Origin of the sequence: Rhodanobacter glycinis, assembly GCF_900114325.1 — a bacterium.
Taxonomy (GTDB): Bacteria; Pseudomonadota; Gammaproteobacteria; order Xanthomonadales; family Rhodanobacteraceae; genus Rhodanobacter_A; species Rhodanobacter_A glycinis.
Genome location: NZ_FOSR01000015.1, coordinates 1 through 25,567, shown reverse-complemented (window position 1 = coordinate 25,567; position 25,567 = coordinate 1). Strand labels below are relative to the sequence as shown.

The following is a 25,567-nucleotide window of genomic DNA, read 5'->3' as shown; positions in this document are numbered from 1 at the left end:
GCGACGTTCATTGCAAGGCGTCCGCGGCCCATGCGTAATGCATTGCTCGAGGTGGCTGCCAACTCGGTGGCTTCGGCCTGCGCGGCACAGGACGGTGGTGCCGGGCGCGTGGAATTGTGTTCTGCGCTGGAACTCGGCGGCCTCACGCCATCGCACGCCACCATCGCGCTGGTGCGCGAGCGCTTGCGCATTCCGCTCTACGTGCTGATTCGCCCGCGCGCCGGCGACTTCCTCTACAACGATCGCGACATCGAAGTGATGCAGCGCGATATCGAAACCTGCGCGGCGCTCGGCTGCGATGGCGTGGTGCTGGGCGTGCTCGATGCCGAGGGTCAGGTGGACATGCTGCGTTGTCGTGCCCTGATCGGCGCAGCCGGACGCATGGGCATCACTTTCCACCGCGCCTTCGACCTCGCCCGCGACTCGCATCGCGCGCTGGAAGATGTTATGGCCCTCGGCTGTGAGCGGGTGCTCACCTCCGGCGGGCAATCCAGCGCGATGGAAGGCGCCGGCCTGATCCGCGAGCTGATGACCCAGTCCGCCGGACGTCTTTCGGTGATGCCGGGGGCCGGCGTGCATGCGGACAACATCGTCGGGTTGGCTGCCGCCACCGGTGCCCGTGAATTCCATGCTTCCGCCAGGCAGCAGCGTCCCTCCGGCATGCGGTATCACGTCCCGAGGCTGGCCGACATGCAGACGGGCGAATGGCGCAGCGACGAGGAACAGGTGCGTGCGTTGGTGACGGCGCTACAGACGCTGGCCCGGGAACCGGGGCGATAGAAGTCGCACGGCCTGCCACAACGCCGCGTTTTGCCTCCCTACCGCAGCGCATGGACCGCCGCCTTGGTTACTATGGCGCACTGCGAATCTCCAGCGGAGCGATCCAAGTGATTATCAAACCCAAAGTGCGCGGCTTCATCTGTGTCACGGCCCATCCCGAGGGCTGCGAGCGCAATGTGCTCGACCAGATTGCGATCACCAAGGCCGCCGGCCATTCCGGTCAGGGCCCCAAGCGCGTGCTGGTGATCGGTGCGTCCACCGGCTACGGCCTGGCCTCGCGGATTACCGCGGCCTTCGGCTACGGCGCGGCCACGCTCGGCGTGTTTTTCGAAAAGCCCAGCAGCCCGGAGAAGACCGGTACCGCCGGCTGGTACAACGCCGCCGCGTTCGACAAGGCCGCCAAAGAGGCCGGCCTGTACAGCAAGTCGATCAACGGCGACGCGTTCGCCCACGAGACCCGTGCCAAGGCCATCGAAATCATCAAGAACGAAATGGGCGGCCCGATCGACCTGGTGGTCTACTCGCTGGCTTCACCCGTGCGCAAGCTGCCGGACAGCGGCGAAGTGGTGCGTTCGGCACTGAAGACCATTGGCGAAAAATTCACCAACACCTCGGTCGACACCAACAAGGACACCGTGATCGAGGCCAGCATCGAGCCGGCCACCGAGCAGGAGATCAAGGACACCGTCACCGTCATGGGCGGCGAAGACTGGGCGCTGTGGATCGACGCGTTGAGCGATGCCGGCGTGCTCGCCGACCACGCCAAAACCATCGCCTACAGCTACATCGGCACCGAGATCACCTGGCCGATGTACTGGCACGGCACCCTAGGCCAGGCCAAGCAGCACCTGGACAACACGGCGAAGCAACTGCGCAGCCGCCACCCCGGCCTTGAAGCCTACGTCGGCGTAATGAAGTCGGTAGTCACCCAGGCCAGCGCCGCGATCCCGGTGATCCCGCTGTACGTGTCCATCGTCTTCAAGGTCATGAAGGAACTGGGTACCCACGAAAACCCGATCGAGCAGGCCAACCGCCTGTTCCACGACCGCCTGTATCGGGCCGATGGCGCTCCCGCAGATACCGACGACGAAGGTCGCCTGCGCCTGGACGACTGGGAGCTGCGCGATGAAGTGCAGAACACCTGCAAAACCCTGTGGCCCACGGTCACCACCGAAAACCTGCGTCAGATCACCGACTACGCCGGCTACAAGCACGAGTTCCTGAAGTTGTTCGGCTTCGATCGGGCGGATGTGGACTACGACGCGGAAGTCGAATCGGACCGGCGGTTTGATTGCGTGGAGCTTTGAAAGTCGTTCGATGAGGCGATGGGTCGGATGACGACTTCATCGCCTGCGGACATGTGCGATGAGGCTCGGCGATGTGCCGCGCATGGTGTTGCCCACTCACGCGTTCATCGTCCATCCCGTGGCGCGTGCCCGGTCCATTGCCGGTAACTGCGCGTCAATGCGCTGTGCTCGGAGTAGCCGAGCAACTGGGCGATGTCGGCTACCGAAAGGCGCGGGTCGCGCAGGTAGATTTCGGCCATCTGGCGGCGCACGGTTTCCAGTTCGGCACGGAAGCGCGTGCCGGATTGTTGCAGGCGGCGTTGCGCCGTGCGGGGCGTGAGGCCGAGCCGCTGGGCCACGCGGGGCAGGGTGGGTTCGCCGTCATGCAGCAGTGCGCCGGTGGCCGTGCGGACCTGCATGACGAAGGGTTCGTCGTGTGCCGGCCACCGCGCGAGCAACTGTTCGGCCTGCCGTTCCATCAGGGCTGACAGTTCCGCGTTCGCCGAACGCAGGGGCTGGGCCAGGGTCGCGAGGTCGAAGCGCACGCGGGTCACGGGTGCGGTGAATTCGACCGGGCAGCCATAGGCCGCGCGATACGCGGCAGTGTCGCGTGGTGCCGGATTGACGAATTGCACGCATTGCGGCACCACCGGGCCGGCGGCGATGGCGCGGCAGTAGCAGATCAACACCGTGATGGATGTTTCGTCGACCAGCGGGCCGGGTTGGCCGTAATCGATGCCCCAGACCAGATCCACATACTCGGCCTCGGCCAGTTGCAGCATGGGCGTCTGGTCGTACACCAGCCGCTGGTAGCGCTGCAGCTTTTGCAGCGCGGCACCCAGCGTGGGCATCGACTGCAACAGGAATCCCAGTGTGCCGAGGTGTTGCGGCTGGATCGTCTGGCCCACGCGCAGACCCAGCAGCGGATCGCCCAGTCGCTGCGATGCGCGTTGCAGCAGCGTCACCCAGTGCGCCATGGGAATGCCGGCGGCCGGCTCGGGCGATTCGTCGGGCCGGGCTTCGCCCAGCACGTCCTGGCCATCGAGCCCGAGCGCATGCAGGTAGTCGTGCAGCAGGCGGACGAACGCGGGCGAAACACTTGGGCCGGGCATCGATTTGGCCACGATCAGGCTCCGCGGGGGTGAACGTGCAGCTTGGCGTGGTGGCGCAAATTGTCAAGACGAGGTGCGTGGCGTCTGACAGGATCGTGACAGGCCATGCCACGGCGCTGACGGCGCGAGGGGTTCCAACGATGCCAACTCCCTACGATGTACTGATCCGGCGCGGCACCGTGTTCGACGGCACCGGCGCACCACCGCGCATCGCGGACATCGGCGTGCGCGACGGCCACATTGTCGCCATCAGCGAAACCCCGCTGGCCGAAGCGGATGCGACGAAAGTGATGGATGCCAATGGCCTGTGGGTCACGCCGGGCTTCATCGACATCCACACCCATTACGACGCCGAGCTGCTGCTGGAACCGGGCCTGCAGGAATCGGTGCGCCACGGCGTCACCACCTGTTTCGTCGGCAGTTGCTCGATCAGCATGATCTACAGCGACGCCGAGGATGCCTCGGATATTTTCACCCGCGTGGAGTCGATCCCGCGCGAGTACGTCTTGCCGGCGCTACGCGAAAAGAAGACCTGGAACGACGCAGCCAGTTACGTGGCACACCTGCAAAGCCTGCCGCTGGGGCCGAACATCGCCAGCTACATGGGTCACTCGGACCTGCGCGTGGCGGCGATGGGGCTGGGCCGCTCGGTCGACCCGAAGCAGGTGCCGACCGAGGCCGAACTGCAGCTCATGGAGAAGCACCTCAACGAGGGCATCGACCACGGTCTGCTTGGCATGTCGGGCATGACCAATCCCTGGGACAAGGTCGATGGTGACCGCTACCGTTCCTCCGCCTTGCCGTCGGTGTATGCGCGCTGGAGCGAGTACCGGCGCCTGCACAAGCTGTTGCGTCGGCGCGGCGCGATCCTGCAATCCGCGCCCAATCTAAACAATCCGATCAACGCGGTGTTCTACCTGTTCACTTCGGCCAGCCTGGCCGTGCGCCGGCGGCTGAAGACCACGCTGATCACCCTGATGGACGTCAAGGCGAAGCCGAAGATCGACATCGTGATGGGCGCGGTCACGCGTTTCTTCAACGCCTGCCTGGGTGCCTCGTTCCGCTGGCAGGCGTTGCCGCAGCCATTCCAGGTGTATGCCGACGGCATCGACTTCGTGATCTTCGAGGAGTTTCCCGCCGGCGAGGCGGCGCTGCATCTGAAGCGCGAATTCGACCGCCAGAAGTTGTTTGCCAGCCCTGACTACCGCACGAAATTCAAGGCGGATTACAAAAAAAAGTGGGGCGGACGCGTGTGGCATCGCGACTTCGGCGACGCGCATGTGATCGATTGCCCGGACAAGTCACTGGTGGGCAAGACCATCCGGCAGATCGCCGACGAACGCGGCGAGCACGAGGTGGACACCTTCCTCGACCTGGTGATCGATCACGGCCCCAGGCTGCGTTGGTCGACCTTGATCGGCAACCACAATCCGAAACGGGTGGCGGTCAACCTCAACCAGCCTTACGCGATCATGGGCTTCTCTGATGCCGGCGCGCACCTGCGCAACATGGCGTTCTACAACTTCGGCCTGGCGCTGCTGCAGCTGACGGTGCAGGACGCCCCGGTGATGACGCCCGAGAAGGCGGTGTGGCGACTGACCGGCGAGATCGCCGACTGGTACGACCTGCATACCGGCAAGCTCGCACCCGGGGCCCAGGCCGATATCGTGCTGCTGGATCCCGTTGCGTTGAAACGCACGCGGCTGGATCGTTATGCCGAGGCCCCGTTCGAAGCCATGGGCGGGCTGCAACGCGTGGTCAACCGCAACGACGGGGTGATCCGCTGCACGCTGATCCGGGGCCAGCTGGCGTTCGAGAACGACACGCCGTCACCGCTGCTCGGAAGGCAGGCCATGGGGCGTTTCCTGGCCCGCCGCTCATAAGGACGGAGTCTGGCATTCTCTGCGTGGTATCCGGGGCAGGACCTCTTCCCGCCGGCATGCTCCGGAGCCGCGCGTCACTCTTCGCGCAGATGTTTCACATGGCGCCAGACATACAAGCCGAAGGCGATCAGGAGCATGGCCAGGATCACCGCATCGAAGCGGTGGAACCAGTTGCCCAGGGTGTCCCAGTGCTGCCCCAGCTTTTCGCCGATCCAGGCCAGTAACGCGCACCAGATGAGCGAGCCCAGGAAGGTGTAGAGGCAGAACCGCCAGATCGGCATGCGTGCCACACCGGCGGGAAAGGAGATGAAGGTGCGCACCACGGGCAAAAGCCGTCCCACGAAAATGATGATGCCGCCATGTTCGCGAAACCAGCGGTCGGCCAGGTCCAGGTCCCTGCGCGAAACCAGCAGATACCTGCCGTAGCGCTCCACCAGTTTTCGACCACCCCACGCGCCGACTGCATAGGCCAGCAGCGAGCCGAGCACGCAGCCGACAGCGCCGGCCAGTGCTACGATCCACAACACTAGGGTGCCCTTGAAAACGAGGTAGCCGGAGAACGGCATGATCACTTCCGACGGCAACGGAATGCAGGCGCTCTCGATTCCCATCAACAGCGCGATGCCGAGATAACCGCTGCGCGTGATCAGGCCGATGATGCTCGCGGCGAGCAGGCTGAACAGTTTCGCGACCATGGGCTTCCGGCAGTTCGAGGGAAAGCCGCGATGTTAGCGCAGGCCGACCTGTGCCAGTGACCCGCGGAGCCCATGGTGTCGACGGGAACGCCGCATGCGTGGCCATCCACGACATCATCGGTTTCCGCGATATGCCACGGGCGAGGGCGGTCTTGCTGCGGGCTGCGCAACAGCGCGCCAGGCGGTCGGCGGAACGGAGGCAGGCTTGGCCTGCATCCGTTCCATGCCGTGACTCAGGCGACCTTGCTGCCAGGCTTGGCGGCCGTGTCGGTCATGTAACCGAACAGGTTCTTCGGGTCGGCCATGTCCGGGATCAGGCCGGCGTCGCGGCCCATGCCCATTTCGCGGGCGTAGTCGCGCATCATGCGCAGCGAGGCATAGTCTTCCAGCGCAAAGCCGACCGAGTCGAACAGGGTCACTTCCGAGGCCTCGCGGCGCCCGGCCATTTCACCGGCCAGCACGCGCCACAGTTCGCACACGCGGAAGTCGGCCGGCATCTGCTGCAGCTCGCCCTCGATGCGGCTCTGCGGCTCGAATTCGACGAACACGCGGGCACGCTCCAGTACCCCGGCGGCCATCTCGGTCTTGCCCGGGCAGTCGCCGCCCACCGCGTTGAAATGCACGCCCGGGGCGATCATGTCGGCGGTGATGATGGTGGCATTGGTCTTGTCGGCGGTGACCGTGGTGACGATGTCCGCGCCGCGAACGGCGTCGGCCGCATCGGTGCAACGCACCACGCGCAGCTTCGGCGCCGACAGTGCCAGATTGGCGACCAGCTTGTCGGTGGCGGCCAGGTCGACGTCGAACAGACGTACTTCCTCGATGCCCATCAGGTGATGGAAGGCGTTGGCCTGGAATTCGCTCTGCGCGCCATTGCCGATCAACGCCATCACCTTTGAATCCGCACGCGCCAGCAGGCGCGCTGCCATCACCGAGGTGCCGGCGGTGCGGATCGCCGTGGTCAGGGTCAGTTCGCTGATCACCGCCGGGTAACCGGTCGGCACGTCGGCCAGCACGCCGAACGCGACCACGGTCGACAAGCCCTTGGCCGGATTGCCCGGGTGGCCGTTGACGTATTTGAAGCTGTATTCGCGGTCGTCGCAAATCGGCATCAGCTCGATCACGCCCACCGGCGAATGCGAGGCCAGGCGCGGCGTTTTCTCGAAGGCCTGCCAGCGGCGGTAATCGGCCTCAAGGTATTCCACCATGCGCGACAACACGGCCGGCAAGCCATGAGTGGCGACGATACGGGCGATGTCGGAGGTGGTGAGCAAGGTGGTCCGGGGCATGGAAATCTCCTGGCAGGTCGGCGGGATAGCCGTACCCGCCCCATTCTCCGGATGGCAGTGACAGCGCGATATGGCACAATTGACCGCATATCACCAGTTTTCTGCCTTTATGACAGGAGTGACTGACGGAATGACCGATGGATGATCTCGACCACCTATTGATCGCCAAGCTTCGCCACGATGCCCGTGCTTCGGTGGCCGACCTGGCCAAGCACCTGCAGGTCTCTCGGGGCACGGTCGGCAATCGGCTGGCCCGGCTCGAACGCGATGGCGTCATCACCGGCTATACCGTGCGCCTGCGCCCGGACAGCGCACCGGACGACATCCACGCATGGGCCTGCATCGCCGTGGAAGGCAACCAGCATGCGGTGATTCGCGCCCTGCTGGGCGAACCCGGCGTGGCCGAACTGCATGACACCAACGGCCGCTGGGACCTGCTCGCCGGTTTGCAGGTGGCATCGCTGACCGAGCTGTCCAGCGTGCTCGAACGCATTCGCGGCATTCCGGGCATCACCGCCACGGAAACCAGCGTGCATCTGAAGACGTTTCGCGGCTGATAGCAGCTGGAATCTGGCGAGAGCAGGGGCGGCAAGGATGCCATCCGGCCGCCACCATCACGTCGAACGACAGCCCAGTTTCGCCATGCACGCCATGCATGCCTGCCTGATGGCCATCACGTGCCGCGTGGCTGGCCGCTACTAAAGCAGGCTTTCCACCGGCAGCAGCTTGAGCATTTGCACTTCCACCCGGCGCGTGGTGGTGACGCCGGGATCATGGTCGTAGGTCACTGGCTTGCCGTGTTCGGTGGCTTGCCATTGCATCGTGCCGCCGTGCGCGGAGCCATCGGCCTTCAGCGTCACGTGGTAGGCGTATTGGGGTTGCGTGGCGGTGTCGAAGAACGTGGTCACGGCTTCGGCCAGCGCCGGGCTGTCGACGATGATGCCCATCTCGGTATTGAGCAGCTTCGACCGGGCGTCCATGTTCATCGAACCGATGAACACTTTTTGCCGATCCACCACGATGGCCTTGGCATGCAGGCTGACACCGGAGGAGGTACCACCGACGGTGGGGGGCTGCGGCGCACCGGTGGCCGGCTGCAGTTCATACAGTTGCACGCCGTGTTCCAGCAGCGGTCGGCGATAGCGCGAATAGCCCGCATAGACGATCGGTTCGTCGTCGGAGGCAAGCGAATTGGTCAGTACCTTGATGGTCACGCCGCGTTGGGCGAGCGCGTCGAGATAGGCCGTGCCGCGATCGCCGGGGATGAAATAGGGCGAGATCAGCAGCAACTCGTGTTGGGTGGCGTCGGTCATCGCCTTGATGTCCGGACCTATGCGCAGTTCGGGCTGGTCCGAGCTGGCCTCGATCTTGGCCGGCTGGTCGGCCACCAGCGTGGCCGGCCCCCAGAACCACTTGCCCGGGCGATCGGCGGAAGGGCCATTCGGCAGCTCGCTCAGCGTCGCTTGCGCGTAATCCGATTGCGCGAACTTGCGCGCGTCATGCGCCAGCTCCACGCGCAGCTTCGCCAGATCGTAGTGGTCGGCATGCTTGCCGGCGAACGCCTTCACCGGATACGCCGCGGCGCAGTTCCAGTATTCGTCGAACGCATGTTCGGCCTGTTGCACCACCGGACCGATCGCGATCAGGTCGAGGTCGCGGAAGTTGGTGTTCTCGCCGGCATCGAAATACGCGTCGCCGATATTGCGGCCGCCGATGATGGCCACGTTCGCGTCGGCAATGAACGACTTGTTGTGCATGCGGCGGTTGAGCCGGTGCATGTCCAGCATGAACTGGGCGGCCTTGGACAGCAGTGACGGCTTCTTCGTGGCAAACGGGTTGAACAGGCGCACTTCGATGTTCGGATGGGTGTCCAGCGCGTCGAACAGGTCAATCGACTTGCTGGCGTTGATGTCGTCTACCAGCAGACGCACGCGTACGCCGCGATCCGCCGCGGCCAGCAGCCGTTGCGCCATCAGCCGCCCGGTCGCGTCGTTGTCGAAGATGTAGTACTGCAGGTCCAGCGAATGCTTGGCATGGTCGGCCAGCGACACGCGGCTCATCAGTGCATTGGTGCTGCGCATGAGCAGGCGAAAGCCGGACTCGCCCTGGTGCTGATCCGCTTCGGCATGCACGTAGCGCGCCGCCGGCGTGCCCTGCGTTGGCGGCAAGGCTTTCGATGGTTGCTTGACTACCGGGGCCGGCGGCGAGCAAGCGGCCAGTGCCAGTGTCAGCAAGGCCAGTCCAGTCATGGTGATGAGATACCGCATGTCTACGTCCCCTTTGCGCCGCGTTTTCGGGTCAGCTTGCGACGGCTGACCGCTATCGTCGGCGTACTCTGCAAAGCCGATCGTGAATTTCACGCGACAGTAATGGGGGACGGTTCAGATGGATTGGGCGCGCTGTCGGGCCCTCGCTTCGCGCGGCCCGGGTCAACCCGGTCCGAACAGGATGTCGCGAATCCGCTGTCGCAGCGTGTCCAGCGAGAACGGCTTGATCAGCACGTGCATGTCCGATTCCAGTTGGCCGCTGCCGACCGTGGAATGCTCGGCATAGCCGGTCATGAACAGGATCTTGAGGCCGGGGCGCGTGATGCGTGCCTGGTCGGCCATCTCGCGGCCGTTCATCGAACCGGGCAGCCCGACATCGCTGACCAGCAGGTCGATCGGTACATCGGATTGCAGGATGGCCAGGCCGGCATCGCCGTCGTCGGCCTGCAACACGGTGTAGCCGGTGTCGGCCAGGATTTCGCAGACCAGTTCGCGGATCGACGGTTCGTCTTCGACCACCAGGATCGTTTCGCTCTGTCGTACGGGCTGCGGTGGCCGGGCTGGCTGCACGGTCGGTTTGTCGGGCGCGCCTGCCTGGTGGCTTGGCAGGTAGATGCAGAACGTGGAGCCGGCGCCGGGTTCGGAGTGGATGCGCACCTGGCCGCCAGATTGGCGGGCGAAGCCGTAAATCATCGACAGCCCGAGACCGGTGCCCTGGCCGATCGGCTTGGTGGTGAAAAAGGGATCGAAGGCGCGGGCGATCACGTCCGGCGTCATGCCGGTGCCGGTGTCGGTGACGCACAGCGAGACATACGGGCCCGGCTCGAGTTCGCAGGTGGCGGCACTGCGTTCGCCCAGCACGTGGTTGGCGGTTTCGATGGTCAGGTGGCCGCCCTCGGGCATCGCGTCGCGTGCGTTGATGCACAGATTGAGCAGGGCGCTTTCCAGTTGTGGCGGGTCGACCAGGGTCGACCACAGGTCGGTAGCGCGGATCACTTTCAGATGGATCGATGGGCCGATGGTGCGGCGGATCAGGTCTTCCATGCCGGCGACCAATCGGTTGATGTTGGTCGGGCGGGGGTCAAGCGTCTGTTGCCGTGAAAAGGCGAGCAGGCGCTGAGTCAGCGACGCGGCGCGGCGCAGCGCGGTCTCGCTGAGCTCCAGGTAGCGCGGTACCTCTTCGGGCTTGCCCTGGTCGAGCTTTGCGCGCGCCGCTTCCATCGCGCCCATGATGCCGCCGAGCAGGTTGTTGAAGTCGTGGGCGATACCGCCGGTGAGCTGGCCTACCGCCTCCATCTTCTGTGCCTGGCGCAGCGCAGCCTCGGCGCGCGCCAGTGATTCGGTGGCTTCCTTCTCGGCGGTGATGTCGCGCGCGCTGCAGTAGATCTTGTCATCCTCGGGGATGGCCACCCATGACAGCCAGCGGTAGCCCCCGGCGGCGTGGCGGTAGCGATTCTCGAAGCGCAGCGCCGGCTCGCCCAGTTCGATGGCCCGGGCGAACGCCACCCGGGTGCGGGCCAGGTCATCGGGATGCAGGAAGTCGAAGAACGAGGTGCGGACGATGGTCTCTTCCGACCACCCCAAGATGGCCTGCCAGGCGGGGTTGGACAGCTCGAAGATGCCCTCCGCATTGAGCACGCCCATGATGTCGGTGCTCAACTGCCACGTACGTGCACGGCCGTGCATGCGATGCGCGACCTGGAGCTCGAGGTCGGCATTCAGCGCCCGCAGCCTGGCCTCGCTGGCGCGCAAGGCATTTTCGGCCCGGGTGCGTTCGGTGGCATCGGTTCCCTCGACGAAGATCCCGATGACTTCGCCCCGGGAGTCCTTGATCGGCTGATAGACGAAATCGAGGTAGAACTGGCGGACTGGCGCATCGGGCGCCGGCTGCATGGCGAAAGGCGTCGCCGTGGCCGTATAGGGCATGCCGCTTTCGTAGACCACGTCCAGCAGGTCGACAAAGCCCTGTGCGGCGGCATCGGGCAGGGCATCGGCCACGGTTCGCCCCAGGACCTCGCGCTCGCCGACCAGGCGGATGTAGCCGGGGTTGGCCAGTTCGAACACATGCTCGGGTCCGCGCAGCATGGCCATGAACGACGGGGCCTGCTCGAACAGTTCGGCCATGCTCTGGCGTTCTTCCATCGCCCGCATCGAAACCAGCACCTGTTCGGTGGTTTCGGTGCACACCACCAGTACGCCGCCGACACCGCCGGGTGCCGATCTGTCATCGATCGGACCGTAGCTGTAGGTCCAGTAGGTGTCTTCGTCGCGACCATCGCGACGCATGACGAGGTGCTGGTTCTCGTGCCAGGTGGCATTGCCACCGGACATGACTTGCGCGATCTGCGGTCCGATCTCGTCCCATATTTCGGGCCACACCTGTTGCGCGGGCAGGCCGAGCGACGAGGGATGACGCTCGTCGGTGAGCGTCTGTCGGTAGGCATCGTTGTAGAACCAGATGCCGTCCTTGCCCCAGAACACGCACAACTGGTGGCGCGAGTTGAGAATCAGTCGAATGGCGGTGCGCAATGCCTGCGGCCAGCCATCCGGGTTGCCCAGTGGATGCACGGTCCAGTCATGCGAGCGTATCAACGCCCCCATTTCGCCGCCGCCGGCGAGAAACGACACATCCACCATGAATCAGGCCCCCGTTCGCTTGGGCAACCGCAGCACCGGTCGCACCGCGTGGCCTGCAGGCTACCATTGCCGTCGGGTCGCGTGGGCGAATCACGGGGGTTCAGGCAAGACCGGCATGCCTCGCGCAGGAGCTGCCTGGAGCGAAAAGAACCCGGCGCCATGACTCGCGCCGGGCTTTCGGAATACCTGCGGAATGCACCCGTCAATCGTGCGATTTGGCGACCACGCTGCCGTCATCCGGATCCACCAGCAGGTCGACATCGTGGCCGTGGGCGTTCTTGGCCTCGGCGCTCCAAAGGCCGTGCTTGTAGTCCACGTCGTGGACATTCTGGTAACCGGCGGCGGCCAGCTTGGCGCTGACTTCATCCTGGTTGAGTTTCGACGGAGCGTCGTCGACATAGACCTTGCCGTTGACCGGGCCCACGCGCAGGTCGACCCACTGCTTGTTGCCGCCGCGGGCCTTGCTCTGCCACACGCCATCCTTGAACTTCAGGCCCTTGACCTCCTTGAAGCCGGCATTGGCGATCGCCGTCTTGATGCGTGCTTCGCTCAGCGCGCCCTCGGGTCGACGCGAGGTCCAGTTGGAAACCGTGGTGGTGGTTCGCGTGGTGGTCGTCGCCGTATGCGTGGCGGGCGGCGTGTCCTGTGCAAAGGCAAGGCTGCAGACCGACAGGCCAATCAACAGGGGAAGCGTACGCTTGATCATCGGAAACTCCTTGCGACATGGAAGGCAGGGCCGTGCTGTTTGCACGGGCCCAGCCCCTGTGAGCCCGCGCCATGGCGGCGTGGGCCGGTGTGCCGTGGATGGAATCACCGTGTTTTGCACGATGGCGTGAACGCGCGCGTGATGCTTCGGTGAAAGAACGGCGCCAGCGAGCCGCGCCGCTCGATGCGCAGGGCCATTTGCCGGCCTTGCCGGGAAAAATGAACGAAAGCGGTATCGTCACTCGCCGCGCGTGGCCGCGTTCGCGACATGAGTCAGCGCCGCGATGAAATTCTCCGCCTGCGGACTGCCGGCGTTGCGCAGGCGGACGGTGCCAAGCTCGATCTGGGCCGGCTTGCCGCGCAATTGTCGATAGCGGACACCAGCACGCTGCAGGTTACGCACGGAGGAGGGCACCAGCGCCACGCCCATGCCGCTGGAGACCAGCCCGATCACGGTCTGCATCTGCCGCGCATGCTGGGTGATCTGCGGGGCGAAGCCGGAGGCGTGGCAGTGACGGATGGTGAGGTCGTACAGACCCGAGGCGATCTCGCGCGGCGGCACGATGAAGCTGGCTCGCGACAGCGTGCGCAGATCCAGCGGGCCGTCGCCTTTCGCTGCGGGGTGGGTCGACGGCGCGGCCAGCACCAGTTCCTCGCGCATGATGCCCTTGAACGCCAGGTCCGGTTCGTCGACCGGAGCCAGGGCGATGCCCAGGTCGAGCCGCGCCGCGCGCAGCTCGCGGATTTGCGCATCGGTGGTCAGTTCGTGCAGCTGCACTTCAACCATCGGGAACGCGGCGCGGAAGTTTTTCAGTGCCGGCGGCAGAATGCTGTAGTCCGCAATCGAGACGAAGCCGACCGAAAGCATGCCGATGTCGCCGCGATCGGTCTGCTGCGTCTTGACCCGGGCGTGCTCCATCCGCGCCAGCATGGCCTGTGCTTCCTCGTAGAACACCGTGCCCGCCGCGGTCAGCAACACGCCGCGGTTGCTGCGTTCGAGCAATTGCACGCCCAGCTCGTTTTCGAGGTTGCGGATCTGGATCGACAGCGGCGGCTGCGAAATGTGCAGGCGCTCGGCGGCGCGCGAGAAACCGCCTTCCTCGACGATGGCCACGAAGTAGCGTAGCTGCCTGAATTCCACTATTCGCGTTTCATATGGCTGGACTATCTGTATTGTATTGGACGCTATGGTGAGCGTCCAACCAGAATGGTTTCAGCCACCAGCCAATATCCTCAGGGAAACCTTATGCCAGTCCATCGCTCCCGTACCAGCACCTCCGGCCGCAACATGGCCGGCGCCCGCGCGCTGTGGCGCGCCACCGGCATGAAGGATGGCGATTTCAAGAAGCCGATCATCGCGGTGGCCAACTCCTTTACCCAGTTCGTGCCCGGTCATGTGCACCTGAAGGACATGGGGCAACTGGTGATCGAGGAGATCGAGCGCGCCGGTGGCGTCGGCAAGGAGTTCAACACCATCGCGGTGGACGACGGCATTGCCATGGGCCACGACGGCATGCTCTACAGCCTGCCATCGCGCGACATCATCGCCGACAGCGTGGAGTACATGTGCAACGCGCATTGTGCCGACGCGCTGGTGTGCATTTCCAATTGCGACAAGATCACCCCCGGCATGCTCATGGCTGCGTTGCGCCTGAACATTCCGGTGGTGTTCGTGTCGGGTGGTCCGATGGAAGCGGGCAAGACCCGGCTGGCCGGCAAGGAGGTTGCGCTCGACCTGATCGACGCGATGGTGGCCGCCGCGGACGACAACGTGCCCGACGCCGAGGTGCAGGAAATCGAGCGCTCCGCCTGTCCCACCTGCGGCTCGTGCTCGGGCATGTTCACCGCCAACTCGATGAACTGCCTGACCGAGGCGCTGGGTTTGTCGCTGCCGGGCAATGGTTCGCTGGTGGCCACGCACGCGGATCGCGAACAGTTGTTCCGCCAGGCGGGCCGCACCGTGGTCGAACTGGCGCGACGCTTCTACGAAGAAGACGATGCGCGGGCACTGCCGCGCAACATCGCCAGCAAGGCCGCGTTCGAGAACGCCATCTCGCTGGATATCGCCATGGGCGGTTCGACCAATACCGTGCTGCACCTGTTGGCAGCCGCGCAGGAAGGCGAGATCGATTTCACCATGAGCGACATCGACCGCCTGTCGCGCAAGGTGCCCAACCTGTGCAAGGTGGCGCCATCGAGCAGTTATCACCTGGAGGACGTGCATCGCGCCGGTGGCGTGATGGCGATCCTGGGCGAGCTGGATCGTGCCGGCCTGTTGGATACCTCGGTGCCCGTGGTCCACAGCCCCTCGCTGGCCGAGGCGCTGGACCAGTGGGACGTGGCGCGCACGAAAGATCCCGCCGTGCACGAGTTCTACCGTGCCGGCCCGGCCGGCGTGCGTACCCAGGTCGCGTTTTCGCAGGGTTGCCGCTACGACACGCTGGATACCGATCGTGAGGCCGGCTGCATCCGCACGCGCGAGCACGCCTACAGCCAGGACGGTGGCCTGGCCGTGCTCTACGGCAACCTCGCCGAGCGCGGCTGCATCGTGAAGACCGCCGGCGTCGACAAGAGCATTCTCACCTTCAGCGGTCCGGCCGTGGTGCTCGAAAGCCAGGATGCCGCCGTGGCGGCCATCCTCAGCGGCATGGTCAAGCCCGGCGATGTCGTCCTCATCCGCTACGAAGGTCCGCGCGGTGGCCCTGGCATGCAGGAGATGCTGTACCCCACCAGCTATCTGAAATCCAAGGGCCTGGGCAAGGTCTGCGCGCTGATCACCGATGGCCGTTTCTCCGGCGGCACGGCTGGCCTGTCGATCGGCCACGTATCGCCCGAGGCGGCCGAGGGCGGCAATATCGGCCTGGTGCAGACCGGCGACACCATCGTCATCGACATCCCCAACCGCATCGTGCGTTTCGAGGTCAGCGATGAAGAACTGGAGCGCCGACGCAGCGCCCAGGCGGCCGCGGGCTGGAAGCCGAAATCACCGCGCAAGCGCAAGGTCAGCTCCGCGCTGAAGGCCTACGCCAAGCTGGTGACCAGTGCCGACAAGGGCGCGGTGCGCGACGTCAGCATGCTCGACGACTGAGCGTCGGCCATCCGTGACGGGCATCGGCTGTTGACGATGCCTGCCACGGATGGTTCAACACGGTAGGCGGACTCAGCTTTCGCCCATGCCCTCGGACGGCTCCGCTGCACTGCCGGCGCGCACCTTGTCCTCGATCTGCTGGCCGATCTTCGCGTCCACGCTTTTCCAGTATTCGAAGGCGCGTTCCAGCACCGGGCTGCGCACGCCACCGAGCAAACTGCCGGCGACCTGGTCGACGAACTGGGCGCGCTGGGCATCGTTCCATATCTCGCGCACCAACGTGCCGGCCTGACCGAAGTCGTCGTCTTCCGCATGCAGCGTGTAGGCGCTGCGCACCATCTCGCCATCGGTTTCCCAGCCATCGGCGACCGGGCCGGTGTCATCGGACCAGGGGCGCCCGCCACTGTTGGGCGCGTATACCGGCGCACTGCCGCTGTGGTGATACGCCATCTGGCCGTCGAACAGGTAGCTGTTCACCGGCACCTTGGGCTGGTTCACCGGCAACTGGTGGAAGTTGGCGCCGATGCGATGGCGCTGCGCGTCAGCATAGGCGAATGCACGACCCAGCAGCATCTTGTCAGGCGACAGGCCGATGCCCGGCACGGTGTTGCCCGGCGAGAACGCGGCCTGCTCGATCTGCGCGAAGAAATTCTCCGGGTTGCGGTTCAAGGTCATCGTGCCGACCTTGATCAACGGGTAATCCTTGTGCGACCAGGTCTTGGTCAGGTCGAACGGATTGAAGCGATAGTCCTTCGCCTCGGCGTACGGCATCACCTGTACCGACAAATCCCACACGGGGTAATCGCCACGCTTGATCGCGTTGAACAGGTCGGCGCGATGGAAGTCGGCATTCTCACCGGCCATCGTGGCGGCTTCGGCGTTGTTGAAGAAGGCCATGCCCTGGCGGGTATGGAAGTGGTACTTCACCCAGAACTTCTCGCCGGCGGCGTTGATCCACATGTAGGTATGCGAGCCGTAGCCGTTCATGTGACGCCAGGTGCGCGGCAGGCCACGTTCGCCCATCACGTAGGTGACCTGATGCGCGGTTTCCGGATTGGACGTCCAGAAGTCCCATTGCATGTGATTGTCGCGCAGACCCGAGTCCGGCAGCCGCTTCTGGCTGCGGATGAAATGCGGGAACTTGATCGGATCGCGCAGGAAGAACACCGGCGTGTTGTTGCCGACCAGGTCGTAGTTGCCCTCGTCGGTATAGAACTTCAGCGAGAAGCCGCGCACATCGCGCCAGGTGTCCGGGCTGCCCATCTCGCCGGCGACGGTGGAGAAGCGCGCCAGCATGTCGGTGCTCACACCTTGCTGGAACAGTGCGGCCTTGGTGTAACGGGAAACATCCTCGGTGACCTTCAGCACGCCGAATGCGCCGGCGCCCTTGGCGTGCGGCTGGCGCTCGGGCACCTTCTCGCGGTTGAAGTGCGCCAATTGCTCCAGTAGATGCGTGTCGTGCAGCAGGATCGGGCCATTGGCGCCGACGGTCAGCGAATTGCGGTCACTGACGGCGGGGGCGCCGGCACCGGTGGTGGATGCGCCTGCAGGCTTGCTCGTGGAATCGGACATGGCGTAGTTCCTTTTGGCGAATGGGGAGGGGAGTGGCTTTGTTCATCGAGTGTGCCTGCGACGGCACAGGCAGGCCATTCGGTTTTTTCAATCGACGCGATAGGCGTTTTCTTGGATGGAACAGTCGGTGTTGCAGGACGATCTGACGAGCACCCATGGCGCGAAGCGCTCCGTCACCTGAGTCCCGAGTCATACCAACATGCGCGTTAAAATGACGACTTCGCCATTGCCAGGTACACGCCAGCATGTATTCGAAGATCAGTCGCTGCCTGTTGGCCGCCGTGTTGTGCGTATCCATCGCCGTGCCCTCGATGGCCGGCGAGGCGACGCCGACAAGTACCCCGACGATCGGTCAGCAGCGCGAGGCCGTGCTGTTCTGGACCCAGGCGCAGCGCGAATCCCGCTTTCGGCAGATGAATGCGCGGTTCCCCAGCGATCGCGTCGCGCATGCCTCGCACGTCCACGCGCTACCGCAAGGCAAGCCGCTGTCACTGGGTGGGAAGGGCGATCCGGCGTGGCTGGCTGACTACATGGCCAGGTACCACGTGGCCGGCGTGATGGTGCTGCAGCATGGCCGCGTGCGCCTGCAACGCTACGCGCTGGGGTTCGGGCCGACGCAGCGCTGGACCTCGTTCTCGGTGGCCAAGTCGGTCACGTCCACCTTGCTCGGCATCGCCTTGCAGCAGGGTTACATCCACAGCATGCAGGACACATTGGGCACGTATATCCCGGAACTGCGCGGTACCGCCTACGCCGATGTCACCGTGCAACAGTTGCTGACCATGACCTCGGGCGTGCGCTGGAACGAGGATTACGCCGATGCCAAGTCCGATGTGGCGCAGATGTACATGGGCGCTTGTGCCAATGGCCGCGCACACGTGCTGTCGTACCTGATGAAGATGCCGCGGCAATGGCCGGCCGGTACGCACTGGAACTACAACACCGCCGAAACCGATCTGCTCGGCATCCTGGTGCAGCGTGCCACGCATCGTTCGCTGGCAGCTTACCTTTCGCAAACGGTGTGGAAGCCCTACGGCATGGCTTCCGATGCGTTCTGGATCAAGGACGAATGCGATGGCAGCGATACCGGCGGCAGCGGGCTGTCGGCCACGCTGGGTGATTACGCGCGACTGGGGCAATTCATGCTCGGCGGCGGGCGCATCGACGGCAAGCAAGTGGTGGCCAGCGCGTGGCTGCACGGCGCCATTCGCCATCAGGAAAACGTCGATTCGCCGGATCGCGGTTACGGCTACCTGTGGTGGACCGACAAGGACGGCAGCTACGCCGCCATCGGCATCTTCGGCCAGATGGTCTACGTCGATCCCGCGCGTGACTTGGTGATCGCCCAGGTCGCGGCATGGCCGCATGCCACCTCCGATGCACTGGTCGCCGCACGGCGCGACTTCGTGGCTACCGTCAAGCGTGCAGTGGATGCGCAACCGGTACGGTCGGCGCATTGAGGGCTACTCGAAGTCTTTCCGTAACATCCGGATTCCTTGTGGGAGCGCACCTTGTGCGCGAAGGATTTTGGGTTGGGTGACGCGCGCAGGTTTTCGAGGTGCTCCGTGGCGCGTGGGCGCCAGGCGTCAGGCTTGCTGCCGCAGCGCTTCCACCAACAATGAGAACGCTGGCGAAGGTTGCCGCCGACTCGGGTAGTAGAGGTGGTAGCCGGGGAAGGGTGGGCACCAGTCGGCGAGTACGCGCTGCAGTTTGCCGCTGGCGAGGTCGGCCTTGACGATGCCCTCGGGCACGCAAGCCAGACCGAAGCCGTCGCGTGCGGCGGCAAGGATGTGACGGGTGTTGTTGAAGGTCAGCCGGCCTTCAACCCGCACGTTCAGCGGGTGGCCGTGCTTTTCGAACTCCCACGCGTACAGGCCGCCACGGGTGAGGAAACGCAGGTTGATGCAGTCATGACGGGTGAGGTCGCGCGGCGTTTTCGGCTTGGGGTGTGACGCCAGATAATCCGGTGAGCCGACCACGGCCATGCGCATCGGCGGCCCGATGGGTACGGCGATCATGTCGTTGGCCACCTGTTCGCCGAGGCGGATGCCGGCGTCGAAACGATCGGCCACGATATCGGTGAGGCTGGAATCGCTGATCACTTCGACGCGGATGTCCGGGTAATCCGGCAGCAGTTTCTGCAGCACTGGCCACAGGATGGCGCTGGCGGCGTGTTCGCCGGTGGTGATGCGAATGGTGCCGCTGGGCTTGTCGCGCAGTTCGCTCAGATGGGCGAGGGCTGCATCGATGTCCTCGAAGTTCGGTGTCAGCTCGCGGAACAGGCGCTCGCCCGCTTCGGTGGGCGCGACATTGCGCGTGGTTCGAGTGAGCAGGCGCAGGCCGAGCCGGGCTTCAAGCCCGCGAATGGTATGGCTGAGCGCCGACTGGGAGACACCGAGTTGCGCCGCGGCGCGGGTGAAACTGCGTTCGCGCGCCACGGCGAGGAAGGCCAGCAGGTCGTTGTAGTTCTCGCGTGGCATGCGTTGCGTCTCGTGTGACCTGATTGGCATCAATCCCCTGCGCGGATTTCCGTTCGCGCCGAGCGTGGCCCTTCGACTTCAGCGCTTCGCGCCTACGCTCAGGGTGAACGGAGTGGGGTGACCGCGGGCCGGTGCCGGCCAGGTGCATTGATGAGTTCAGATCATAAGAGCATTCGGATTATCCCGTCTAATAAAGCGGGAGCCAGCGGCGCACACTGTGGGCAGTCCGATTCCTGGTCCTGCCGCAAGGCAGTTCATGGTCATCAGCTCCCGGAGAAAAGCATGCAAACACGCAAACTCGGCAACAGCGGACTCGAAGTCTCGGCCCTCGGCTTCGGCTGCATGGGGCTGAACCACGCCTATGGCACGCCCCTGCCGAAGCAGGAGGCGATTGCCTTGCTGCGGCAGGCGGTCGAGGCCGGCGTGACGTTCTTCGATACTGCCGAGGTCTATGGGCCGTTCACGAATGAGGAACTGGTTGGCGAGGCGCTGGCGCCGCTGCGCGATCGCGTGGTGATCGCCACCAAGTTCGGCTTCAAGGTCGGCATGTCTTCCGCGGGAATGGACAGCCGTCCCGAGCACATCCGTGAAGTGGCGGAAGCCTCGCTCAAGCGACTGAAAACCGATCGCATCGATCTGTTCTATCAACACCGCGTCGATCCGAACGTGCCGATGGAAGACGTCGCCGGTACGGTCAGGGACCTGATCGCCGAAGGCAAGGTGAAGCACTTCGGTTTGTCCGAAGCCGGCGCGGCGTCGATCCGTCGCGCGCACGCGGTGCAACCAGTCACCGCGCTGCAGAGCGAATACTCCATGTGGTGGCGCGAGCCGGAGAATGCGGTGCTGCCGGTTTGCGAAGAACTGGGCATCGGCTTCGTGCCGTTCAGCCCGCTCGGCAGGGGATTCCTGACCGGCAAGATGGATGCGTCCACCCCGCTTGCCAAGGATGATTTTCGCAGCAACATACCCCGCTTTTCGGCGCAGGCACGCCAGGCCAACCAGGCGCTGGTCGACCTGCTGGGTCGCATCGGCGCCGGCAAAAACGCCGCGCCGGCGCAGATCGCCCTGGCCTGGCTGCTGGCGCAGAAGCCGTGGATCGTGCCGATTCCCGGTACGACCAAGCTGCATCGGCTGCAGGAAAACATCGGTGCGGCAGACCTCTCGCTCGATGTCGACGAGCTGCGTCATATCGAAGACGCGCTGGCCGGTATCACGGTGCAGGGTGACCGCTATCCGGCGCATCTTGCAGCCAATGTGGACAAGTGATGCCGCGCATGCAGGTGGCATCATCGGCGGCCATTCCCATCCCCACGGCAGGCATGGCGCCATGCCTATCGCGGCGTTGACCCATATCGCGGCCTACGCGCAAAGTCCCTGAATGGGTGGAGGCGGCGGCCGATGAGGCATATCGTGTCGCTCCGGCACCCTGGTTTCCCCCACCCATCCCCGAGGAGCATTGCATGACCACCAAAGCCTATGGCGCACACGCCGCCGACAAGCCGCTGCAAGCCATCGACATCGAGCGCCGCGCACCCGGCTCGCAGGATGTGCAGATCGACATCGCATACTGCGGTGTCTGTCATTCCGATCTGCACACCGTGCGTTCCGAATGGTCCGGCACGCTGTATCCGTGCGTACCCGGCCACGAGATCGTGGGCCATGTCAGCGCCGTGGGCAGCGACGTGACCGGCTTCAAGGTCGGCGACACCGTGGGTATCGGCTGCATGGTCGGCAGCTGCCAGCACTGCGCGTCCTGCGAGGAAGGCCTGGAGCAATACTGCGAAAACGGCATGGTCGGCACCTACAACGGCCGCACCAAGGACGCGCCGGGACACACGCTGGGCGGCTATTCCCAGCGCATCGTGGTCGACCGGAAATTCGTGCTGAAGATCCACCATCCGGAAGATCAGCTCGCGGCGGTCGCGCCGCTGTTGTGCGCGGGCATCACCACGTATTCGCCGCTGCGCCGCTGGAATGTTGGTCCGGGCAAGAAAGTGGGTGTGGTCGGCATCGGCGGGCTCGGCCACATGGGCGTGAAGCTTGCGCACGCGATGGGTGCACACGTGGTTGCCTTCACCACCTCGGAGAACAAGCGTCAGGCGGCACTGGATCTTGGCGCGGACGAGGTGGTGGTGTCGCGCAACGCCGCCGAGATGAAGGCGCACGCAAGCAGCTTCGATCTCATCCTCAACACCGTCGCCGCCAGCCACTCGCTGGATGCGTATACCGCACTGCTCAAACGCGATGGCACGCTGGTGCTGGTAGGCGTGCCGGAGCATCCGCATCCGACGCCGAACATCGGCAACTTGATCTTCAAGCGCCGCGCCATCGCCGGTTCGATGATCGGCGGCATCGCCGAAACCCAGGAAATGCTGGATTTCTGTGCGGAGAAGGGCATCGTCTCGGATATCGAGATGATCCCGGTGCAGAAGATCAACGACGCGTACGAACGCATGCTCAAGGGCGACGTGAAATACCGCTTCGTCATCGACAGCAGCACGCTGGCTGGCTGAGTCTCGCCTGCGTCCCATGTAGGAGCACGCTCGCGGGCGATGCTCTTTGCCTTCAACGGGCGCCAGAGCAAGAGCATCGCCCGCGAGCGGGCTCCTACTGGTGTTGGGTTACGGCATCGCTGAAACTCCGGGCTTTCCATGCGGCGGGCTCGCGGGTTATCGCTCCGAGCATCCCGGCCCGATCAGTCGAGCGGCCAGGGCACCGAGCCTGCAAGGCGTTCCGCCTCGGAAGTCTCGACAGGGTCCGGCTCGACCGCGTGCTTTCGCTCAATGCGGTCATCGCCGCTGCGCCACCACGGCGTTGCCGGTCGCCGTTCCGCCGGCTCCACCGCTTGGCCGAGATGGGGCAGCAGCAAATGCGCGTATCGCGGATCAGCTTGCGACAGCAGGGTTTCCACCGGTTCGTCCCAGGCGTGCGTGGACAGCGCGAACGTGCCCCAGTGCACTGGCATCAGCACGCCACCGCCGAGCATCGCGTGCGCCTTCAACGCATTTTCCGGACCCAGGTGGATGTCGCCCCACGAGGGATGGAACGCGCCAACCTCCAGCATCACCAGGTCGAACGGACCCAGCCGATCGCGGATGGCTTCGTATTCGTTGGTAAGGCCGGTGTCACCGCTGAAGAACACGCTGTGGCGTTCACCCTGCATCACCAGTGACGACCACAGTGTCTGGTTGCGATCCTTCAGGCCGCGTCCGGAGAAGTGCTGCGACGGCGCGGCGGTGATGTCCAGGCCGGTGCCCGGCACGCGGTGGGTCTGCCACCAGGTCAATTCGGTGATGCGCGTCGGGGCAATGCCCCAGGCTTCCAGATGGGCACCCACGCCGAGCGAGGTGATGAAGGGAACCTCCGATTTCGCCAGCGCGCGGATGGTCGGATAGTCCAGGTGATCGTAGTGGTCATGCGAAATCACCACCGCATCGATGTGCGGCAGGTCGCGCAGGTTCACCGGTACCGGCTGGAAGCGCTTCGGGCCGAGCAGGGTGAATGGCGAGGCGCGCTGGCCCCACACCGGGTCGGTCAGCACGCGCCAGCCATCGATCTCCAGCAATACGGTGGAATGGCCCAGCCAGGTCGCGCGCAATCCGCTGGTCGGCCGTTTCAGCCATGTCGCCCGGGGATCATCGGCAGGCAGTGGCGCTGGCGGGGTGCGATCCGCGCCACCAAAGACAAAGTCACGGATGGTCGGCCGCGGCGCGGACGCATCGCGCAAACCGGGCAACACCGGATGGATATTGCGCAGCCGTTCGCCATCCCACAGCGGCAGATCGTGCAGACGTTCGAGACGTTCGCCCTGGGCGGGCTTGCCGAAAGATCGCATGGCGTGATTCCTGTGACGGGTGCAGCACATCCGAGGAATGCGTACGGCGCAGGCACAAATCAAGGGCCAGGGATTATCCGCGCCAGTTCGCGTGCCCTTCCCAGAACGCCACCGCACGCCGATACGCCTTGCGGTCCAGTGGCACGCCCGAGCCACCTTCGGCCACACCCAGCGCATTGCGCAGCATGGTGATCGGCACCATCGGGATTTCCTCCGGCGCCATCGTGTACAGGCAGCCGACCACGCCCCAGTCGGCATCGATCGGCGCGCCTTCCTTCGCCAGTTGCTCGCGGCTGTACAGAATCGGCAGCAGATAGTTGGCCACCGGCGGCTCGATACCCTCGAACCAGCGCACCAGCACCGGCAGCTCCTCGCGGCTGCGCGCTTCGTACGCCGAGCGCAACAGGTGGCGGTTGGTCTCGGTGATCGGCGTGGCGGTGCAGCGCGTACTGGTCCAGTTGCGATGCACATGCAGCTTGCAGAATGGGGCGTAGCCGTCCAGCACCTTCAGCGGCGCCTCGGCGTTGAGGCGCCGCTCGAATGCCTCGGCGCTGCAATCCTGGATGGCACTGCGGCGGCGATCGCGCGGGAACAGGCGGGCACGGGCGAAAGGGGTGAGGGTGATGGACATGGCGGGCAATGGAGTGGGGGAAGCAAGTGGGGGTGGCACTTCAAGGATGTTGCGGATTTATCTTTAGTGCGTCCGCTTTGTCTGTTTGCACAAGCCTGTTCGCGTGGTATTTAACGCAGGGGTGGTTGTAGCCGAGTCGCCACCGCATACGTTGGGCCTTTCATGGGCGCGAACAGTTTGATCCTCACCACCGAGCAAACAGATCCATCGGGGGCGGTGAGGTCCGTGACGTTCATGAGATGGAGGGCTTGGCTTCCTGGCTTCTCAAGTGAGTTGGCATCAAGGCTCCCGATCCACTCCTTTGCTCGATTGCTCACCTCAAGCACAACCGGCAACACCGGACTTTCAACGAGTGGGAACCAGCCTTTCTCCGCAATGTGGTAGCAGTGCGCGATCTTGCCCAACATTCGCACGAAAGCCCACACGTCCATGGGATCTTCGAATCGGATGCCTACGGCTGAATGGTCACGCAGGCTCTTGCTGGGATCCCCGATGTGCAGCGTGTCGAAGGCCATGATTTCCAGACTTTCCGGGTTCTCGCCACGAGAGTGACCACCCAGGCAGAGCGGCGGAATGAAGACGGGTAGGTGCACCACCTGAAGGCTGTCGACGATGGGTAGTTCTTTTTCCAAGATCGATTCATCGGCTTTGATCAGGGTTGCCGGCAGCGAAGTGGGCCGTGCACGTTTCTTATGTCGAGATGCCAGGCCCAAAGCCAACCGCCCGTGTTCCAGGAAGCCTCTTAGCACTCGCCGTTCTACCTCAGACGTGATTTTCGCGCAGGCCTTGCAGCTTGCCTCCGGCAAGACAAAGTTTCCGTTGAGTCCGCGCGGGAGGATGTGCTCCTTGCTCAATGGGCCATTACTCGTCCCGCAATAGACGCACCTGCCCACTGCTGGATAGCTGACTGTTGGGGCAAGGGGAAGCTTCGCGGTCATGTCGTTTCTTTACTTTGGTCGCTCTAGCAGGCTGTTGAGAAACTCTCGCCCGAGCCGACTGTCATAGGCTCGATCAATCGCAAGGCTTCCCCTCGATGCGCAGTCCTGACGTCCAACAGCTTGGCATGTTCTCGTACGTTTCAGTCGAGGATCGCGTGCCGACCGATCACCCGATCCGTAAGCTACGCGTGCTGGTGGACACCATTCTGGGCGAGTTGGATGGCCTGCTCGGCGAACGCTACGCCGAAGGCGGCCGGCCATCCATTCCGCCGGAGCGCATCCTGCGCGCTTCGCTTCTGCAGGTGGTCTACAGCGTGCGCAGCGAGCGGTTGCTGATGGAACAGATGAACTACAACCTGCTGTTCCGCT

Annotated in this window: 21 protein-coding genes; 9 read left to right on the top strand and 12 right to left on the bottom strand. The window is 64.6% G+C overall.

Annotation, left to right across the window (positions count from 1 at the left end):
- Positions 1 to 30: 30 nt before the first annotated feature.
- Both BMY90_RS14030 and fabV read left to right on the top strand, forming a co-directional pair.
- Positions 31 to 780 carry a copper homeostasis protein CutC gene (locus tag BMY90_RS14030; RefSeq protein WP_092704824.1) on the top strand — a complete coding sequence of 250 codons (750 nt, stop codon included), beginning with the start codon at positions 31 to 33 and terminating at the stop codon, positions 778 to 780.
- A gap of 107 nt (positions 781 to 887) precedes the next feature.
- Positions 888 to 2,087, top strand: a complete 1,200-nt coding sequence (gene fabV / locus BMY90_RS14025) for an enoyl-ACP reductase FabV (RefSeq protein WP_092704897.1) — start codon at positions 888 to 890, stop codon at positions 2,085 to 2,087.
- Positions 2,088 to 2,191: 104 nt separating this feature from the next.
- Here fabV and BMY90_RS14020 read toward each other — a convergent pair whose 3' ends face one another.
- Positions 2,192 to 3,190 (bottom strand): AraC family transcriptional regulator, encoded by a 999-nt coding sequence (locus BMY90_RS14020; RefSeq protein ID WP_139201757.1) that lies wholly within the window; start codon positions 3,188 to 3,190, stop codon positions 2,192 to 2,194.
- Between the two features lie 128 nt (positions 3,191 to 3,318).
- Between BMY90_RS14020 and BMY90_RS14015 the strand changes: the two genes are divergently transcribed.
- Positions 3,319 to 5,061 carry an N-acyl-D-amino-acid deacylase family protein gene (locus BMY90_RS14015; protein WP_092704820.1) on the top strand — a complete coding sequence of 581 codons (1,743 nt, stop codon included), beginning with the start codon at positions 3,319 to 3,321 and terminating at the stop codon, positions 5,059 to 5,061.
- A gap of 74 nt (positions 5,062 to 5,135) precedes the next feature.
- Here BMY90_RS14015 and BMY90_RS14010 read toward each other — a convergent pair whose 3' ends face one another.
- Positions 5,136 to 5,756, bottom strand: a complete 621-nt coding sequence (locus BMY90_RS14010; RefSeq protein WP_092704819.1) for a DedA family protein — start codon at positions 5,754 to 5,756, stop codon at positions 5,136 to 5,138.
- Between the two features lie 233 nt (positions 5,757 to 5,989).
- A complete protein-coding gene (locus BMY90_RS14005) occupies positions 5,990 to 7,045 on the bottom strand; it encodes an ornithine cyclodeaminase (protein ID WP_092704817.1) in 1,056 nt (351 codons plus the stop codon).
- A gap of 137 nt (positions 7,046 to 7,182) precedes the next feature.
- Here BMY90_RS14005 and BMY90_RS14000 point away from each other — a divergent pair, with 137 nt between their 5' ends.
- Positions 7,183 to 7,602: an Lrp/AsnC family transcriptional regulator gene (locus tag BMY90_RS14000; protein WP_092704816.1), complete on the top strand. Its 420-nt coding sequence runs from the start codon at positions 7,183 to 7,185 to the stop codon at positions 7,600 to 7,602.
- A 141-nt stretch (positions 7,603 to 7,743) separates the two neighbouring features.
- Here BMY90_RS14000 and BMY90_RS13995 read toward each other — a convergent pair whose 3' ends face one another.
- From BMY90_RS13995 to BMY90_RS13980, 4 genes are all read right to left on the bottom strand, one after another.
- Positions 7,744 to 9,312: a phospholipase D family protein gene (locus BMY90_RS13995; RefSeq protein WP_092704895.1), complete on the bottom strand. Its 1,569-nt coding sequence runs from the start codon at positions 9,310 to 9,312 to the stop codon at positions 7,744 to 7,746.
- 162 nt (positions 9,313 to 9,474) lie between these two features.
- On the bottom strand, positions 9,475 to 11,949 hold the full coding sequence (locus tag BMY90_RS13990; RefSeq protein WP_092704814.1) for a hybrid sensor histidine kinase/response regulator: 2,475 nt from the start codon (positions 11,947 to 11,949) through the stop codon (positions 9,475 to 9,477).
- Positions 11,950 to 12,151: 202 nt separating this feature from the next.
- Positions 12,152 to 12,655 carry a PepSY domain-containing protein gene (locus BMY90_RS13985; protein WP_092704812.1) on the bottom strand — a complete coding sequence of 168 codons (504 nt, stop codon included), beginning with the start codon at positions 12,653 to 12,655 and terminating at the stop codon, positions 12,152 to 12,154.
- A 237-nt stretch (positions 12,656 to 12,892) separates the two neighbouring features.
- Positions 12,893 to 13,795: a LysR family transcriptional regulator gene (locus tag BMY90_RS13980; protein WP_008215632.1), complete on the bottom strand. Its 903-nt coding sequence runs from the start codon at positions 13,793 to 13,795 to the stop codon at positions 12,893 to 12,895.
- A gap of 105 nt (positions 13,796 to 13,900) precedes the next feature.
- On the opposite strand from BMY90_RS13980, the gene ilvD reads away from it, so the two are divergent.
- Positions 13,901 to 15,742 (top strand): dihydroxy-acid dehydratase, encoded by a 1,842-nt coding sequence (gene ilvD / locus BMY90_RS13975; protein WP_092704810.1) that lies wholly within the window; start codon positions 13,901 to 13,903, stop codon positions 15,740 to 15,742.
- 72 nt (positions 15,743 to 15,814) lie between these two features.
- Here ilvD and BMY90_RS13970 read toward each other — a convergent pair whose 3' ends face one another.
- A complete protein-coding gene (locus BMY90_RS13970) occupies positions 15,815 to 17,314 on the bottom strand; it encodes a catalase (RefSeq protein WP_092704809.1) in 1,500 nt (499 codons plus the stop codon).
- Positions 17,315 to 17,559: 245 nt separating this feature from the next.
- Here BMY90_RS13970 and BMY90_RS13965 point away from each other — a divergent pair, with 245 nt between their 5' ends.
- On the top strand, positions 17,560 to 18,774 hold the full coding sequence (locus BMY90_RS13965) for a serine hydrolase domain-containing protein (RefSeq protein ID WP_092704807.1): 1,215 nt from the start codon (positions 17,560 to 17,562) through the stop codon (positions 18,772 to 18,774).
- Positions 18,775 to 18,900: 126 nt separating this feature from the next.
- On the opposite strand, the gene BMY90_RS13960 is transcribed toward BMY90_RS13965, so the two are convergent.
- The gene (locus tag BMY90_RS13960; protein WP_092704805.1) at positions 18,901 to 19,794 is read right to left on the bottom strand and encodes a LysR family transcriptional regulator; all 894 of its coding nucleotides are present in this window, start codon (positions 19,792 to 19,794) and stop codon (positions 18,901 to 18,903) included.
- Between the two features lie 282 nt (positions 19,795 to 20,076).
- On the opposite strand from BMY90_RS13960, the gene BMY90_RS13955 reads away from it, so the two are divergent.
- Together BMY90_RS13955 and BMY90_RS13950 are read left to right on the top strand one after the other, a co-directional pair.
- Positions 20,077 to 21,060 (top strand): aldo/keto reductase, encoded by a 984-nt coding sequence (locus tag BMY90_RS13955; protein WP_092704803.1) that lies wholly within the window; start codon positions 20,077 to 20,079, stop codon positions 21,058 to 21,060.
- A 194-nt stretch (positions 21,061 to 21,254) separates the two neighbouring features.
- The gene (locus tag BMY90_RS13950) at positions 21,255 to 22,307 is read left to right on the top strand and encodes an NAD(P)-dependent alcohol dehydrogenase (RefSeq protein WP_092704801.1); all 1,053 of its coding nucleotides are present in this window, start codon (positions 21,255 to 21,257) and stop codon (positions 22,305 to 22,307) included.
- A gap of 182 nt (positions 22,308 to 22,489) precedes the next feature.
- Here BMY90_RS13950 and BMY90_RS13945 read toward each other — a convergent pair whose 3' ends face one another.
- From BMY90_RS13945 to BMY90_RS13935, 3 genes are all read right to left on the bottom strand, one after another.
- Positions 22,490 to 23,629 carry an MBL fold metallo-hydrolase gene (locus BMY90_RS13945; protein WP_008214402.1) on the bottom strand — a complete coding sequence of 380 codons (1,140 nt, stop codon included), beginning with the start codon at positions 23,627 to 23,629 and terminating at the stop codon, positions 22,490 to 22,492.
- Positions 23,630 to 23,702: 73 nt separating this feature from the next.
- Positions 23,703 to 24,260, bottom strand: coding sequence for a DUF3228 family protein (locus BMY90_RS13940; protein WP_092704799.1), 558 nt, complete (start codon positions 24,258 to 24,260; stop codon positions 23,703 to 23,705).
- 110 nt (positions 24,261 to 24,370) lie between these two features.
- Positions 24,371 to 25,198, bottom strand: coding sequence for an HNH endonuclease (locus BMY90_RS13935; protein WP_139201756.1), 828 nt, complete (start codon positions 25,196 to 25,198; stop codon positions 24,371 to 24,373).
- A 95-nt stretch (positions 25,199 to 25,293) separates the two neighbouring features.
- Between BMY90_RS13935 and BMY90_RS13930 the strand changes: the two genes are divergently transcribed.
- On the top strand, positions 25,294 to 25,567 hold a 274-nt coding region (locus BMY90_RS13930; RefSeq protein WP_245735049.1), incomplete at its 3' end, for a transposase.

Bases quoted from the DNA above. Each gene is read 5' to 3' on its own strand.
- BMY90_RS14030 (WP_092704824.1), top strand. From the start codon at position 31: ATGCGTAATGCATTGCTCGAGGTGGCTGCCAACTCGGTGGCTTCGGCC.
- BMY90_RS14015 (WP_092704820.1), top strand. From the start codon at position 3,319: ATGCCAACTCCCTACGATGTACTGATCCGGCGCGGCACCGTGTTCGAC.
- BMY90_RS14010 (WP_092704819.1), bottom strand. From the start codon at position 5,756: ATGGTCGCGAAACTGTTCAGCCTGCTCGCCGCGAGCATCATCGGCCTG.
- BMY90_RS14005 (WP_092704817.1), bottom strand. From the start codon at position 7,045: ATGCCCCGGACCACCTTGCTCACCACCTCCGACATCGCCCGTATCGTC.
- BMY90_RS14000 (WP_092704816.1), top strand. From the start codon at position 7,183: ATGGATGATCTCGACCACCTATTGATCGCCAAGCTTCGCCACGATGCC.
- BMY90_RS13995 (WP_092704895.1), bottom strand. From the start codon at position 9,312: ATGCGGTATCTCATCACCATGACTGGACTGGCCTTGCTGACACTGGCA.
- BMY90_RS13990 (WP_092704814.1), bottom strand. From the start codon at position 11,949: ATGGTGGATGTGTCGTTTCTCGCCGGCGGCGGCGAAATGGGGGCGTTG.
- BMY90_RS13985 (WP_092704812.1), bottom strand. From the start codon at position 12,655: ATGATCAAGCGTACGCTTCCCCTGTTGATTGGCCTGTCGGTCTGCAGC.
- ilvD (WP_092704810.1), top strand. From the start codon at position 13,901: ATGCCAGTCCATCGCTCCCGTACCAGCACCTCCGGCCGCAACATGGCC.
- BMY90_RS13970 (WP_092704809.1), bottom strand. From the start codon at position 17,314: ATGTCCGATTCCACGAGCAAGCCTGCAGGCGCATCCACCACCGGTGCC.
- BMY90_RS13965 (WP_092704807.1), top strand. From the start codon at position 17,560: ATGTATTCGAAGATCAGTCGCTGCCTGTTGGCCGCCGTGTTGTGCGTA.
- BMY90_RS13960 (WP_092704805.1), bottom strand. From the start codon at position 19,794: ATGCCACGCGAGAACTACAACGACCTGCTGGCCTTCCTCGCCGTGGCG.
- BMY90_RS13955 (WP_092704803.1), top strand. From the start codon at position 20,077: ATGCAAACACGCAAACTCGGCAACAGCGGACTCGAAGTCTCGGCCCTC.
- BMY90_RS13950 (WP_092704801.1), top strand. From the start codon at position 21,255: ATGACCACCAAAGCCTATGGCGCACACGCCGCCGACAAGCCGCTGCAA.
- BMY90_RS13945 (WP_008214402.1), bottom strand. From the start codon at position 23,629: ATGCGATCTTTCGGCAAGCCCGCCCAGGGCGAACGTCTCGAACGTCTG.
- BMY90_RS13940 (WP_092704799.1), bottom strand. From the start codon at position 24,260: ATGTCCATCACCCTCACCCCTTTCGCCCGTGCCCGCCTGTTCCCGCGC.
- BMY90_RS13935 (WP_139201756.1), bottom strand. From the start codon at position 25,198: ATGACCGCGAAGCTTCCCCTTGCCCCAACAGTCAGCTATCCAGCAGTG.